This window comes from Parafrankia colletiae (assembly GCF_001854655.1).
GTDB lineage: Bacteria > Actinomycetota > Actinomycetes > Frankiales > Frankiaceae > Parafrankia > Parafrankia colletiae.
On sequence record NZ_MBLM01000153.1, the window covers coordinates 1 to 15,452 of the forward strand.

Sequence of the window (15,452 nt, forward strand, 5' to 3'; positions counted from 1 at the left end):
GGCGGCGTGTGTGGCGGGAGTTCTGTCGCTGGACGATGCGGCGCGAGTGGTGGCCGTACGTAGTCGGCTGATCGGGCAGAGCCTGGCCGGTCGCGGGGGGATGGTGTCGGTGGCGTTGCCGGTCGCCGACGTCGAGGCGGCGTCGGCCCCGTGGGCCGGCAGGGTCGAGGTGGCGGCGGTGAACGGGCCGTCGGCGACGACAGTGGCGGGGGAGCCGGCGGCACTGGCGGAGATGCTGGCCCGCTGGGAGACCGACGGGGTGCGGGTCCGGCGGCTGCCGGTCGACTACGCCTCCCACACCAGCCAGGTGGAGGAGCTCCGCGAGCGCCTCGTCGCCGACCTGGCCGACGTCACACCCGGCCCGGCGGACGTCGAGTTCTGGTCGACGGTGACCGGCGGCCCGGCGGACCCGACGGGCCTGGACGGCGACTACTGGTACCGCAACCTGCGCTCCACCGTGCGCTTCGGCACCGCCGTCGAAGCCCTGCTCGCCGACGGCTGCCGGACGTTCCTCGAGGTCAGCCCGCATCCGGTGCTCACCGCCGCGGTCACGGGCACCGCGGAGGCGGCCGGCGTCCACGATGCGGTCGCCGTCGGGTCGCTGCGCCGGGACGACGGCGGTCTGCGCCGGCTGGTCGCCGGCGCGGCGGACCTGTGGGTGCGCGGGGTGGCGGTGGACTGGGGGCCGCTGCTGGCCGGCGGACGTCCCGTCGACCTGCCGACCTACCCGTTCGAGCACCGGCACTACTGGCTGGACAACCCCGCCCTGCGCACCGGGGCAGTCCGTGATCACCAGGACCGCGACCGCGGCCGGGACGTCCTCGACGGACTGCGCTACCGGGTCGGCTGGGAGCAGCTGCGCCCGTCCGCGGACGGGCCGCTCCTACCGGACGACCCCGGCGTGGCCGGCACCTGGCTGCTGCTCCTCCCACCCGCATCCGACAGTGCACCCTCCGCACCGCCTACCGGCGACGCGGACGCGGACGCGGTGCCCGGCGCCGAGGACGCGGTGCCCGCGGGGGTGGCGCTGGCGCTCGCCGAAGGCGGTGCGGAGGTGGTCAGCGTGCGCCTCGGTCCCGAGGATCTGACGCGGGACGCGCTCGCCCGCCGCCTGGAGACCTGGGGCGCAGGCCAGGATCCCCCGGTGCGTGGGGTGCTGTCGCTGCTGGCCCTGACCGGCGCGGAGCAGCCCGACCGGCCTGGCCTCGGCGCCGCGGTGGCCGCGACGCTGGCGCTCGTGCAGGCGCTGGGCGACCTGGAGGTCGAGGCGCCGCTGTGGTGCCTCACCCGCGGAGCGGTGTCCACCGAGGCCGGCGACGCGGTGGCTGATCCGTCCCAGGCGCAGGTGTGGGGCCTGGGACGGGTGGCCGCGCTGGAGCACCCGTCCCGCTGGGGCGGGCTCGTCGACCTGCCCGGCACCCTGGACGCAGCCGCCCGCGGGCGGCTGCGTGCCGCCCTGCGCGGGACGTCCGGCGAGGACCAGCTCGCGATCCGGCCGGGCGGAGTGCTCGTCCGGCGCCTGTCGCGCGCCCCGCTCGGTGCGGGCCCGCCGGTACGGCGGTGGCGGCCGCGCGGGACGGTCCTGGTCACCAGCGGCGGCGGGCCGCTCGGCCCGTACCTGGCCGGCTGGCTGGCCGACCAGGGCGCCGAGCATGTGGTGCTCGCCGGGCCGCACCGCCCGGACGACCTCGACCTGGCCGCGCTGCACGCGGACGGCACCGCTTCGCGGCCCTTCCGGCTGACCGTGGCCACCTGTGACCCCGCGGATCCGGATGCACTGGCCGCCGTCGTCCGGGAGCAGACCGCGGCCGGGAAGACGATCCGCTCGGTCGTGCACGCGGCGGCGCTGCTCGGGCTGCGGCCCCTCGACGATGTCGCACCCGGCGAGCTCGCGGACGTCCTCGCCACCAAGGCGGGCGCCGCGCAGCGCCTCGACGAACTGTTCGACACCGACACCCTGGACGCGTTCGTGCTGTTCTCCTCGGTCGTCGGGATCTGGGGCAGCGCCGACCACGCTGCCTACGCCGCCGCCAACACCCACCTCGACGCGCTCGCCCAGCACCGCCGCGCCCGCGGCCTGCCGGCGACCGCGATCGCCTGGGGCCTGTGGCGCCCCCTGTCGACCGACACCGACACCGACACCGATGCGGGCGAGGCGGAGCGGCGGCAGCGGGCCCGCGGGCTGGGTTTCCTCGACCCGCCGCTCGCGCTCGCGGCCCTGCGGCAGGCGCTGGACCACGACGAGACCCAGATCGTCGTGGCGGACATCGACTGGGACCGGTTCATCCCGGTGTTCACCTCGGCCGGGTCCCGTCCACTGCTCGACCCGCTGTCCGAGGCGCCTGCAGGTGCCGCACTCGACGCTGGTGCCGAGGAGGTGCCGCCGCTGGTCCGGCGGCTCGCGGCGCTGACCGCCGGCGAGCGTGACCGGGCGCTCCTCGACGAGGTCCGGGCCCGGGCGGCGGCCGTGCTGGGGCATGCCGACCCGTCCGCGGTGGGTGCGCAGCGGGCGTTCCGGGATCTCGGTTTCGACTCGCTCACCTCCGTCGACCTGCGCAACCGGGTCGGCGAGGCGCTCGGCCTGCGGCTGCCGGCCACGCTGGTGTTCGACTATCCGACGCCGGCGGCGCTCGCCGACTTCCTCCGCGACGAGCTCGCCGCGAGCGGCCTGACCGGGCCGTCGACCGCGGGCACCCCCGGCATGGCGAGTGCGGCTGCGGGGGCGGTGCCGGGCGGGATCGCGGCGCGGCCCGGCGCCGTCGACACGGATCCGGTCGCGATCGTCGCGATGGCCTGCCGGCTGCCCGGCGGGGTCCGCACCCCCGAGGACCTGTGGCAGCTCCTCGCCGAGGGCCGCGACGCGATCAGCGAGTTTCCGGCCGACCGCGGCTGGGACCTCGACGCGCTCTACGACCCGGACCCGGAGCGTGCCGGGACGTCCTATGTCCGCCACGGCGGTTTCCTCGACGGCGTCGCCGACTTCGACGCCGAGTTCTTCGGCATCGGCCCCCGCGAGGCCCTGGCGATGGACCCCCAGCAGCGGCTGCTGCTCGAACTGTCCTGGGAGGCGCTCGAACGGGCCGACATCGACCCCACCACCCTGCACGGAACAGCGACGGGCGTGTTCGTCGGCACGAACGTCCAGGACTACGGCCCGCGGGCGATGGCCGCGGCCGAGCCGATGGAGGGCTACATCGGCATCGGCAACGCCGCCAGCGTGATGTCCGGCCGCATCTCCTACGCCCTCGGCCTGCACGGACCGGCCGTCACGATCGACACCGCCTGCTCGTCCTCGCTCGTCGCCCTGCACCAGGCGGTGGCGGCGCTGCGCAGCGGGGAGTGCTCGCTGGCACTCGCCGGCGCGGCGGTCGTGATGTCCTCGCCGCTGATGTACGTCGAGTTCAGCCGGCAGCGCGCCCTGTCCCCGGACGGCCGCTGCCAGGCGTTCGGCGCGGGTGGCGACGGCACCGGGCTCTCCGAGGGCGTCGGGATGCTCGTCCTGGAACGGCTCGACGACGCCCGCCGCAACGGACATCCCGTGCTCGCCGTCGTCGAGGGGACGGCGGTCAACTCCGACGGGGCGTCCAACGGGCTGAGCGCACCGAACGGCCCCGCGCAGCAGCGGGTGATCCGCCAGGCGCTCGCCGCCGCGGGCCTCACCCCTTCCGACGTGGACGCCGTCGAGGCGCACGGCACCGGCACGAAGCTGGGCGACCCCATCGAGGCCCAGGCGCTGCTCGCCACCTATGGCCGGGGCCGCCCGGCGGACCGGCCGCTGTGGCTGGGATCGCTCAAGTCCAACATCGGCCACGCCCAGGCCGCCGCCGGTGTCGCCGGAGTGATCAAAATGGTGCTGGCGATGCGGCACGGCCAGCTGCCGCGGACCCTGCACGCCGCCGAACCCACCCCGCACGTCGACTGGAGCACCGGCACCGTCCAGCTGCTCGCCGAGCCGAGACCCTGGCCCGACCGCCCCATCGCCGGCACAACCTCGGACGTCCAGCGACCGGACGCGGGGAAGCGCGACGGGCGCGGGCCGCGGCGGGCCGGGATCTCCGCCTTCGGGATCAGCGGCACCAACGCCCACGTGATCGTCCGCGAAGCGCCCGGCGGCGACGACGCCCCGACGATCCACGACACTGCCGCTCCCGTGGCGATGCCCGCCGTGTCCGTGCCCGTGCCCGTGCCGATTCTGGTGTCGGCACGCAGCGAGCGGGCGCTGCGCGCCCAGGCGCGGCGACTGGGCGATCATCTCGACGCCCATCCCGATCTGGCCGTGGCGGATGTCGGTCTCGCCACCGCCGCCACCCGCAGCCGCTTCGACCACCGGGCCGTCATCGTCGGCACCGATCGCGCGGGGCTGCGCGCGAGTCTCGCCCGGCTCGGCGCGGAGCCTGGCTCCGCGGACGACGCCCCGGCCACGTTCACCGCGCCGATCGACAGCATGGACGTCCCGGCCGGCGCCGCGGGGGTGCTCGCCGTGCGTGGCCTGGTCCGTCCCGGCCCGCGGGTCACCTTCGTCTTCCCCGGGCAGGGCTCGCAGTGGGCCGGCATGGGACGGGAGCTGCTCGCCTCCTGCCCAGCGTTCCGCGAGCGGATGGCCGCCTGCGCCGAGGCGTTCGCCCCGTACCTCGACTGGTCCCTGCTCGACGTCGTCGGCGGGGCCGTGGACGCGCCGCCGCTGGAGGCCATCGAGGTGATCCAGCCGGCGCTGATGTCGATGATGGTGTCGCTGGCCGCAGCCTGGGAGGCCTACGGCGTCACCCCGGCGGCGGTCGTCGGCACCAGCCAGGGTGAGGTCGCCGCCGCCCACGTCGCCGGCCTGCTCTCGCTTGACGACGCCGCCCGTGTCATCGCGCTGCGCAGCCGGCTGCTCGCCGACCGCCTGCTCGGCCGCGGCGCGCTTGCGTCCGTCGCGCTGCCCGCCGTCGACGTCGCCGCCAGGCTGGCCCGCTTCGACGGCCGGCTCGCCGTCGGCGGCGTCAACGGACCCCGCCAGGTCACCGTCGCCGGCGACACCGACGCGCTCACCGAACTGCTCGCCGAACTGGATGCCGCCGGCGTGCGGGCCCGGATGGTCGCCGCCTCCGTCGCCACCCACTGCGCCCAGGTCGACGACATCCGCGCCGAACTGACGGACATCCTGCGGCCGGTGACCGCCACCCCCGGCCGGATCCCCTTCTACTCGACCGTCACCGKCGGCCTGCTGGACGGCACCGGCACCGGCACCGCCACCCAGCCCGGCCCCGACTACTGGTACTCCAACACCCGCGAGCCAGTGCTGTTCGACGCCGCCACCCGGGCGATGCTCGCCGCCGGCTTCGACACGTTCATCGAGGTCAGCCCCCATCCGGTGCTCGGGTTCGGGCTCACCGAGACGGCCGACGAAGCCGGCGGCGACATCGCCGTCCTCCCCACCCTGGAACGCGGCCGGGGAGGGCCGGACCGTTTCCTCGCCGCGCTCGCACAGGTCCACGTCCGCGGCGTGGACGTCGACTGGCGGCCGGCGTTCGCGGGCCCGCCCGCCCGCCCCACCGCCCTGCCGACCTACGCCTTCCAGCGCCGGCGCTTCTGGCCGCGGGCGTCCGCACCCAACCTCGCCGCCACGTTCGGCAGCGGCGCGGCGTCCACCGGCCTGGCCTCCGCCGATGGCCGGGAGACGTCGGGGCATCCGGGTCATCCGCTGCTAAGCGCGGCCGTCCCGCTGGCCGACGGCGGCCTGCTGCTGACCGGCCGGATCGTCCCAGCGGCCCATCCGTGGCTCGCGGGCCACACGCTGGCCGGCGTCCCGGTCGCGCCGGACGCCGTCCTGCTGGAGCTGGCCATCCGCGCGGGCGACGAGGTGGGCGCGGACGCGGTGACCGAGCTGACCATGGCCGAGCCGCTGCTGCTGCCGGAGACCGGGGCGCTGCGCGTCCAGGCCCGGATCAGCCCGCCCGACGGCACCGGCCGCCGCACACTGACCCTGCACACCAGCCCGGACGACGTTTCCACCGATGCCCCCTGGACCACCCACGCGACCGCGACACTGACCGACAGCACCTCCCCGGCGGCAGAGGACGACGTGTCGCCCGGCGAGGTGCCGGGTGGCGAGGTGCCGGGTGGCGCAGTGGCGCTCGAGGGCAACGTCGATCTGACCGCCTGGCCTCCCGCCGGCGCGGCACCGCTGGACGTCGATGCCCTCCACGCCGATCTGCGCGCGGCCGGCCACGGTGACAGCCCGGCGGACGGCCCACGTCTGACCGCGGTGTGGCAGGGAGCGGCAGGCCTGTTCGCCGAGGTCGCCGCTGGTGACGACGTCAACGAGGCCGACGGCATCGGCGGTCAGGACGCGGCCGCGGGCATCTCCGGAGCGGGCTTCGACCTGCACCCGGCGCTGCTCGCGGCCGCCGGGCAGCTCGTGCTCTGGCACCACCTGACGAACAGCCCGGCCGCACCTCCCGGTCAGTCGGCATCCGCTGACCGCACCCCGCCGATCGGGGCGCCGCCCACCGCGCCGATCGTCCTGCCCCGGACCTACCGGGACGTGCGCCTGCTGGCAACCGGCACCCGGACCGTCCGGGTGCACGTCCACCCGGCGGGATCCGACACGGTCGCGCTGGCCCTCGCCGACCACACCGGCGCACCGGTCGCGACCATCGGCGCGATCGCCTTCGGGCAGACCGAGCCCGAACGTCTGCGCTCCCGCCCGGCCGTGGTCGCCGACGCGATGTTCGCACTCGACTGGGTGCCCGTCACCCCGCCCGCCCTTCCCGCGGCACCGGCCGGGCCGGCGCTGCGCTGGGCCGTGGTGGGGCCGGATCCGTTCGGCCTGCGCACCGCCCTCGCACTGGCCGGCGTGACCGTCCACGGCTGCGCCGATCTCGCCGAGGCGGCCGACGGCGGTGGCAACGGCGCGGCGCGGCCTGTTCCGGACGTCGTCCTGGTCAGCTGCACCCCGCCGGAGACGTTTGCGGCGACGTCCGGAGAGCCCGCCGCCACCGCGGTGGCCGTGCGCGCCAGCCTGGGTCAGGCGCTGGAGCGGGCACAGGCCTGGCTGGGCGACGACCGCTTCGCCGCCACCCGTTTCGTCGCCGTGACCCGCGGCGCGGTGACTGCCGTCCCGGGCGACCGGGACGTCGATCTCGCCGCCGCCGCGGTGTGGGGCCTGCTCGGCTCGGCCGCGTCCGAGAACCCGGACCGGTTCCTGCTCGTGGACGTCGACGCCGTCCCGTCCTCACCGCGGACCCTGCCAGCGGCCCTCGCCTCCGGGGAACCGCGGGTCGCCATCCGGGACGGCCTGCTCCTGGGCCAGCGTCTCGTCCGCGCGTCGGCAGTGCCCGCTGCTGCCGTGCCGGCGACTGCCCTCGCGCCCCCGGCTGCCCCCGCACCCGCGGCCGCCACCCCTGCCACCTGGCGGACGGACGGCACCACGCTGATCACCGGCGGTACGGGAACGCTCGGCGGGCTGGTCGCGCGTCATCTGGTCACCGCGCACGGTGTCCGGCACCTGCTGCTGGCCAGCCGCGGGGGCTCAGGCACCCCCGGTGCCGCCGCCCTCGTGGCGGACCTCACCGCGCTGGGCGCGCAGGTCACGGTCGCGTCCTGCGACGTCGCGGACCGGGCCGCGCTCGCCGCCCTGCTCGCCTCGATTCCCGAGGACCGCCCGCTGGCCGCGGTCGTGCACACCGCGGGGACCCTCGACGACGGTGTGCTCGGCTCGCTCACCCCCGAGCGGCTCGACCAGGTGCTGCGCCCCAAGGCGGACGCCGCGCTGCACCTGCACGAGCTGACCCGTGGCCACGACCTGGCCGCCTTCGTGCTGTTCTCCTCGTCCGCGGCGACCTTCGGCAGCCCCGGGCAGGGCAACTACGCCGCCGCCAACGCCTTCCTGGAAGCGCTCGCCCACCACCGCCGGGCGGCTGGGCTCCCCGCGGTGGCCCTCGGCTGGGGCTACTGGGCGGCCCGCGGTGCGATGGCCGCCCACCTCGACCCCACCGAGCTACGTCGCCGGATGACCGGCAACGGGCTGCTCCCGATCTCCGCCGCGGACGGCATGGCCCTGCTCGACGCCGCCCTCGCCGGCGACCGGCCCGTCCTGCTGCCCATGCGGATCAACCTGCGGGCGCTGCCCGCGGACGCCGCCGGGCCGCTGCTGCGCCACCTCATCCGCACCCCGCGGCGCCGGACCGTGCCCGGCACCACCGACGACGCCGGCGCCGGTGCCGCCGGGCCCACGCTGGCCGCGCGTCTCGCCGGACTCAGCACTGCCGAACGCGACAAGACCCTGTTGGACGCCGTCTGCGTCATCGCCGCGGCCGCGCTCGGCCACACCTCCGCGGACGCGGTGGCCCCGCACCGCCCGTTCAAGGAACTCGGGTTCGACTCGCTCGCCTCGCTGCAGTTCCGCAACCGGCTGACCGCCGCCACGGGCGTACGCCTGCGTCCGATGCTCGTCTTCGACTTCCCGACCCCCGCCGCGATAGCCGGCCACCTACGGGACCAGCTGTTCACCACCACCCCAGGCGCTGCCGCCGGTCCCGTAGCCGCCTCCGCCTCTCCCGGCCGGAAGCACGCCGAGGACGCGATTCCGGCCACGGCGGCGGGCGAACCGGTCACCATCGCCGGCCAGCGCGGAGGAGAGCGAGCGGGAGCGGGAACCGACGCGGGCGTGGGTCTGGACGCCGCGTTCGACGAGATGGACGCCGACACCCTGATCCGGCTGGCCCTCGGTGACAACGACTCCTGACCGGAACGAACGAGGTCCCGTCCGCACGACCCCGCCTCGTCCGCACGACCCCGCCTCGTCCCCACGACCCGTCCCGTCCGCACAACCGACCCTCCCGGAGGCATGGTGACCGCGTCCGCCGACCGGCTGCTCGAAGCGCTGCGTGCGACGATGAAGGAGAACGAACGGCTGCGCCGGCAGCTCGCCGCGACGTCCGAACCGATCGCCATCATCGGGATGGCCTGCCGTTTCCCCGGCGGCCCGCGCACCCTGCGCTCCCCGGACGACCTGTGGCGGTTCGTCACGGTCGGCGGTGACGCCATCTCCGGATTCCCGGACAACCGCGGGTGGGACACCTCGTCCCTGCCCTGCTTCGGCGGTGGCTTCCTGCACGACGCCGCCGACTTCGACCCGGAGTTCTTCGGGATGTCGGAGAACGACGCCCTGGCCACCGACCCGCAGCAGCGCCTGCTGCTGGAGACGTCCTGGGAGGCGTTCGAGCATGCCGGCATCGACCCGCGCACGGCGCGGGGCAGCAGCACCGGCGTGTACTTCGGCGTGATCTTCCACGACTACGGCTACCGGCTGCGCCCGCCCCCGCCGGGCATCGACGGCTACACCTACTTCGGCAGCGCCGGGAGCATCGCGTCCGGGCGGGTCTCGTACACACTCGGGCTCGAAGGCCCCTGCGTCACCCTCGACGCAGCCTGCGCCTCGTCCCTCGTCGGCCTGCACCTGGCCAGCCAGGCCCTGCGGCGCGGCGAGTGCACGCTGGCGCTGGTCGGCGGGGTCTCGGTGCTCGCCACCACCGAACTGTGGGAGGAGACGACCCGCCAGGGCCAGGGCCTCGCCCCGGACAGCCGCTGCAAGTCGTTCGCCGCGGCGGCGAACGGCACCGGTATCTCCGAGGGGGTCGGCGTCCTGCTCGTCGAGCGGCTCGGTGACGCGCGGCGCAACGGCCATCCGGTGCACGCGGTGGTGCGCGGCAGCGCCGTCGACCAGAGCGGTGCCACCAACGGCTTCACCGCCCCCAGCGCCGCCTCCCAGGAACGCCTGATCACCCGCGCCCTCGCCGACGCCGGCCTCACCCCCGACGACGTCGACGCCGTCGAAGGCCACGGCACCGGCACCCCCGTCGGCGACCCGATCGAACTCGCCGCCCTGCACGCCACCTACGGCCGCGGACGTCGGCCCGACCGGCCGCTGTACCTGGGCTCGCTGAAGTCGAACCTGGGCCACACCCAGGCGGCAGGCGGGGCCGGCGCCATCATCAAGGCCGCGCTGGCCATGCGGCACGGCACCCTCCCGCGTACCCTGCACGTGGACGCCCCGACCCCGCACGCCGACTGGTCTGACGGCACCATCGCCCTGCTCACGCAGCCGCAGCCCTGGCCGGCCACCGACGGCCGCCCCCGCCGGATCGGCGTCTCCTCCTTCGGCGCCAACGGCACCCTCGCCCACGCGATCCTCGAACAGCCCCCCGCCGATCCCGCTGACGAACTTCCCACCGGGCCTTCCACCGGGTCTTCCGCCGAGCCTGCAGTCGGGCCCGCGCTGGATGTCGTGCCGTGGCTGCTGTCGGCGCGGTCGGCGGCCGGCCTGCGCGGCCAGGCCGAACGGCTGCTCACCCGCCTGACCGAACGGCCCGAGCTCGCCCCGGTCGACGTCGCGTACTCGCTGGCGACCGGCCGCTCCGCCCTCGAACACCGCGCGGTGCTCGTCGCCCGTGACTCCGCCGCCTTCCGGCGCGGCCTGGCGGCCCTGGCAGCGGGCTCCGACCCGGAGGCGACCGGCCCGGACGCCTTCGCCAGCGCCTCCACTGTCACGGTGACCCGGGGAGCTGCCGGCGCCGAGGGCACCGGCCTGCCCACGTCGGACGGCTCGACGTCCGGACCGCCGCTCGTCCTGGTGTTCCCCGACCAGCCCGACGCGCTCGCGGGAACCGGCAGCGCGCTGGCCGGGCGCTTCCCGGCCTTCGCAGCCGCACTGCGCACCGTCGGCCCGGCACCCGACGAGCCCTCGCGGGCGGTCTGGACGGGATTCGCCGTCCAGGTGGCCCTGGCCCGACTGCTGGAATCCTGGGGAGTGCGTCCGGACGTCCGCCTCGGTCAGGGATCCGGCGAGATCGCCGCCGCGTACCTGACCGGCACCCTCACCCTCGACGACGCCCGCGCCCTCATCTCCGCGCCGCCGTCACCCGCACCCTCATCCGGGCCGATTCCCTGGGACGTCCACCGCATCCCCGCGAACGCGATGACGGTGATCGTGGGTCGACCCGTGCCGGACGGCGAGCCGAGCGCCGGGTCCGATACCGGACCGGTGGAGGGTGGCCGTGCTGCCGACCTGGTGCTGCTGCCGCCTGACCGTGTCGAGATCCGCGCCGTCACCGAGCTGCTGGCGGCTCTGCACACCCGGGGCACGCCGGTCGACTGGCACGCCTTCTTCGCCGGAACCGGCGCCCGCCGCGTCGACCTGCCCACCTACGCCTTCCAGCGCCGASGCTTCTGGCTGGAACCTGCCACAGCACCGTAGCGCCGCACCGAAGGCCGGGTATGGCCGGCGCACAAAGCCTGCCAAGGGCAGAACGAGATCGTGACAACCACGTCAGCTCCACCTTCACGCATGGAAGAGTTCCGGTAGTCTGGCCGGCAACGCGGAGAGATCATGTTCCGTCTCTCGCCGCGGATGGCTGAACGCCGGTGTGGCGGATCTGGCCGTGGCGCACTGAGGCCCGACAAGGCTGGTAGGGAATGAAAAAACTCCTGCGACGGGTCCGGGCCGCCGCGCGAAACGATCTGAAAAGAACAACGGGGCTCCGGTTCGGTCTCCTGTACCTCTGGCACAGTCCGCGGGTGCTCCTGGGCTGGTTCCTGCTGTCGCTCGTCACCTGGGGAGTTCTGCTGCTGATCCAACGGGCGACGGGATGGCAGAGCTTTCCAGCCGGCCTCGGCATGGCGGTCCTCCTCGCGGGCGGCCTCTATGTGTCGCCCAGGATCTACAGTGCCCGACATGAGGATGACGGAGAGGTGTAGCTGGCCCGGTTCCTCGTGGCTTTCCGGCGGACCGCGCAGGTGTGTGGTCTGTCCACCTGTGCTGGAGGGGGAAAGCAACAGGAAGCGAGTGCGGGGCCAAGCCGGTCGTCTGTGGCGGCTGAATGACCGGTTCTGGGACGAGGAAGGCGAGGGGTGGGAGCGGGTGCGGGACGCGGGCGATTATTTCATGGAGTCTGAAACGGCACTGGCCAAAATCGACGCCGGCGCCAGGACCTTCCGCGACAGCTATAGCCGGCGAATCGAAATGATCGGTCCGGAGGATGCTCGGAAGTTGCTTCGGGAGATGGCTACCGTGGACTTGCGGGTGAAGGACGGGCTGTAGAGGGTTCTGGGTAGGGCGGCCTTCCATTCGGTTTCGGTGAGTTGGTTGGCCATGTCCGCGCAGCCGGCGTCGATGAGCTGATCGGGGCTCACGTCCCACAGCCGCACGTCGTCCTGACCGGTGGTGGCGAGCAACCTCCCGTCGGGRCTGAACACCATGCCGGTGACCGGGCCGGTGAGAACGGCGATGGGTGGGACGTCGGCGCCGCGGGCACTGGTGTCCCACAGCCGCACGGCGGCCTCGCTGGCGGACTCAACTCTCTTCTTCGTCGGCCATCAGACGCAGATGCCGCTGTTCCCAGGGTTCAATATTTCTAGCTTTTCTGAACGCCGAATACACGGACCCCTGTACCGCAAACGAGATCTRCAGCCACCCCGCCATCCACTTCCATCTCCGAACGAGGCGAATCACAAAGAGATCCTCGACAAAGATTCGAACAAATTCGACGGTCGCCTCGGTCGGAACCCCTTCGAATATGTAGTCATCAAGAATAATCCGCGCCAGATCGTAGTCCGTGACGAGCGACACGAGGAGCTCGCACCCATCACTTCGCTCGATAAGGACATCGATGATGCCCGAGTTTCCAAGCGCATTGTTCCAAGTGACWTCGGCCTGTGGCGTCAATGTATCGCGCAGCTCGGCTACGATCTCTTGGATGCTCATCCCAAAGGTCCATGAAAGAAACCTGGATTTCTTTTTCCGGCTTTGGCTCGAAAGATGGTACGTGCCCCCCTGGGGTCATATTTCTTGGCGCTCAAACCACTCCGTCCAACGGCGACTCGACCGCGGTCAAGAATACCGGAGCGAGCCCCAGCATGAGTCCAGTTATCACCGAATATCCTGCTCGTTGCTCCGATACCCCGCGAGCGGTAGGTGGCCGCCCCAACCCTGCTTCCCCGAAGAAGCCGGTATCCCTTGCCGGTCGGAACAACCTTGACGACCAGATCGGTGCCCTTGGCGACGTCCTTGTAGGTCGCGGTGTTGTCCTTCAGCTCCGGGGCGGGCAGCGCCGTCGGTCAGCCAAAGGCGATCTCCCGGGCACCGTCGACGAGCGTGGCGACATCACGATGCCCGCCTTCGCGACCTTCGGGACGACCTTCCCGTCGGCCTGGACCAGCGTCGAGTCGACGTTCTCCCAGGTCTCGCCCCGGCGCACCCGGCGGATCCCCGCGTAGGAGTCGACGGTGACCGTCCCGTCCGGATTCACAAACGTCGACGTCGTCTCCGTCCGCTCCCCGGTCACCTCGATACTGCGCTTCTCCGCGCGGGCCGTGAGCTGGGCCGATACGAAATCCGGCGGCTCTGCCGGCCCGGTCGGCGCGGCCGGCACGGCTGCGCCCGACTCCTGAGTTGCCGCCTGGGCCGGCCTTTCAGCGGCTGGAAGGAACTCGGTCACCTCGTTCACCGCCTCCGGCGGCTACCGCCGCGTGCACGCTGACCTGCTCGCCTGGAGCCGCCCCTGCATCCGCGAACTCGCGTGGCGGCGGCGCCAGGAGCGCTCTGCCCTCCTGGCCGGATGCGATCTGGACGTCAGCTCTCGCACTGCGAGCGCTGACCGCTGAAGTAGCGGCCAGCCTTAGGTAGACCAACCGAGCCGGCCGCTACTTAACCCAGAGCCGGTCAGAACGGGCCCTCGCCGGATCGAGCCGCGATACTCGCGGTCCCGACTGGGGCCGGCTCACCGGGGGTCTCCTTCAACGCCAAGACGTTCTGAATCCGGTCCCGGAACGGATCGATCAGCACGGGTCGTCGACGCTGCGGGTCGTAGCGGAAGGTCTTGTACCCGGTCTCGGACAGCATCCGATGCAAGATATCAGGATCGTTGTACTCGATGATCATCGCGGGTGAATGCCGGCGGATGACCTCACGCGCGCCACGCAAGACCGCCGGCTCCATCCCCTCTACGTCAATCTTCACTAGGGCCACTCGGTCGACGCCGTTGAGCGCGTCGTCCAGTGTGGTGAGTGGTACCCGCTCGCTCCCTTCCACCCTCGGGGTTACGCCGGACACCCGGTCGGAGACCCCGTCAACTCCCGCTCCGCCATCGGCATCGAGGACCCGGTTGATCGTATCCTGCCCGATCGTCACGGCCGTCTCACCACATTCCGCCCCCACCGCTGCGTGGCGTACGTCGACGTCCACCAGACCGTTCAGCTCGACGTTCTCGACCAGACGGGTCCACGTCTCGGTCGACGGCTCGAAAGCTATGCAGCGCACTCCCGGAATGGAGGCGGCAAGCAGGGTGTAGACCCCGACGTTCGCCCCGACGTCCACGAACGTGTCACCGGGATGCAGGTGATCTAGAAGAAACCRCATCTCGTGCCATTCCGGCAGCCGGCAGTAGAGGACCGCTGAGGCGGAGGTTCTGTGCGGATAGCATCGAAGTCGAATATCTCCGCGCAGGGAAATCGTCAATGGCCGGCGGGCTGTTCGCTGCCAGATCTGCCAGCCGAAGTACCTGCCGAGAGCACGGCCGCGTTCCTCCTGAACTGCCGGATGCCGCCAGATGTGTCCGAGCGTCGATGTCATCTGGAGGCAGGCCTGCCCGGGCGACGTCATCGGCGCCTCACTGAGCGATACACACACGTCATGTACTGAAGGTAACATTGAAGATGCCGTGAGTGGCGGTTCCCCGCAACTTGATCAGCGGATGCCCCGGAGGGGCCGGCAAAGTCGCGGCAATGGGCCGATCTGGGGTTTTGCGACACATCTGGTCGCGGCCAGCTCCCGAGGTCGGACAGGAACGCGACCAAGAAGCGGGCGCGGCCACGAACGACAAACGCGAACGGCGAACGGAACCGCGGACCACGACCACGACCGGAACCAAAGAACGAAACCCGCAAACGTGACGTCATGGAATCCGGACCATGACGGTTGCTCCGGTTCTGGTCGCGGAAGAGAACGCTACGCGAACCGCTGAAGTGCAACGTACGCTAGAGACGATCTACGCGGACACGGATACAGGGCAGGTCGTAGCAATATCCGACGGTTTCGGTGTGAGCGTTGCTGTGAAAGACAACCGGTTGTCCGTGGGTGACGGTATCGGCCAGCACCGCAGGACACGTCGGTGGGAACGCGCCGACCGGAAGCTGAAGCGGCTCATCGTCACGGGGGCCGGTTCGGTATCGTTGGATGCGCTGTCGTGGTGTGCTGATGTCGGTGTGTGCGTGGTGACTCTGGACCGGCATGCACGGGTTACCGGTGTTATGGTGCAAGGAACGGACGATGCCCGGCTACGACGTTCGCAAGCGTTGGCGACTGCTGACAGTGTGCGTGCGGCTGAACTTCTACGGCCGTTGCTGAAGGCGAAGCAGGCTCCGTCGAACGGCGGCACCCATTGGTCGTCGCGGTCGATGGCGAAGGCGAGTGG

Annotated in this window: 8 protein-coding genes; 4 read left to right on the top strand and 4 right to left on the bottom strand. The window is 72.7% G+C overall.

All coding sequences use genetic code 11. From position 1 onward, the window contains the following. The 3 genes from CC117_RS28325 to CC117_RS38280 all read left to right on the top strand — a co-directional run. Positions 1-8,728: type I polyketide synthase (locus CC117_RS28325; RefSeq protein ID WP_084132947.1), on the top strand; the 8,728-nt coding region annotated here is incomplete at its 5' end. Between the two features lie 105 nt (positions 8,729-8,833). Next, a complete protein-coding gene (locus tag CC117_RS28330) occupies positions 8,834-11,239 on the top strand; it encodes a type I polyketide synthase (protein ID WP_071089653.1) in 2,406 nt (801 codons plus the stop codon). Between the two features lie 218 nt (positions 11,240-11,457). Then, the gene (locus CC117_RS38280) at positions 11,458-11,739 is read left to right on the top strand and encodes a hypothetical protein (RefSeq protein WP_071089637.1); all 282 of its coding nucleotides are present in this window, start codon (positions 11,458-11,460) and stop codon (positions 11,737-11,739) included. A gap of 246 nt (positions 11,740-11,985) precedes the next feature. On the opposite strand, the gene CC117_RS28340 is transcribed toward CC117_RS38280, so the two are convergent. The 4 genes from CC117_RS28340 to CC117_RS28355 all read right to left on the bottom strand — a co-directional run bounded on the left by CC117_RS28340 (position 11,986) and on the right by CC117_RS28355 (position 14,689). Beyond that, a complete protein-coding gene (locus tag CC117_RS28340; protein ID WP_071089641.1) occupies positions 11,986-12,315 on the bottom strand; it encodes a WD40 repeat domain-containing protein in 330 nt (109 codons plus the stop codon). A gap of 19 nt (positions 12,316-12,334) precedes the next feature. Next, entirely contained in the window at positions 12,335-12,745 is a 411-nt protein-coding gene (locus CC117_RS28345) for a hypothetical protein (protein WP_071089644.1), read from the bottom strand. A gap of 325 nt (positions 12,746-13,070) precedes the next feature. Beyond that, complete coding sequence (locus CC117_RS28350; protein WP_198542014.1) at positions 13,071-13,478, bottom strand: hypothetical protein; 408 nt, start codon at positions 13,476-13,478, stop codon at positions 13,071-13,073. A 224-nt stretch (positions 13,479-13,702) separates the two neighbouring features. Beyond that, positions 13,703-14,689, bottom strand: a complete 987-nt coding sequence (locus CC117_RS28355; protein ID WP_084132945.1) for an FkbM family methyltransferase — start codon at positions 14,687-14,689, stop codon at positions 13,703-13,705. Between the two features lie 260 nt (positions 14,690-14,949). Between CC117_RS28355 and CC117_RS35395 the strand changes: the two genes are divergently transcribed. After that, a partial coding sequence (locus tag CC117_RS35395) for a CRISPR-associated endonuclease Cas1 (RefSeq protein WP_131803149.1) occupies positions 14,950-15,452 on the top strand: 503 nt, incomplete at its 3' end.

What these genes read in the sequence shown, in the direction of transcription:
- CC117_RS38280 (WP_071089637.1), top strand. Translation starts at nt 11,458, where the DNA reads ATGAAAAAACTCCTGCGACGGGTCCGGGCCGCCGCGCGAAACGATCTG.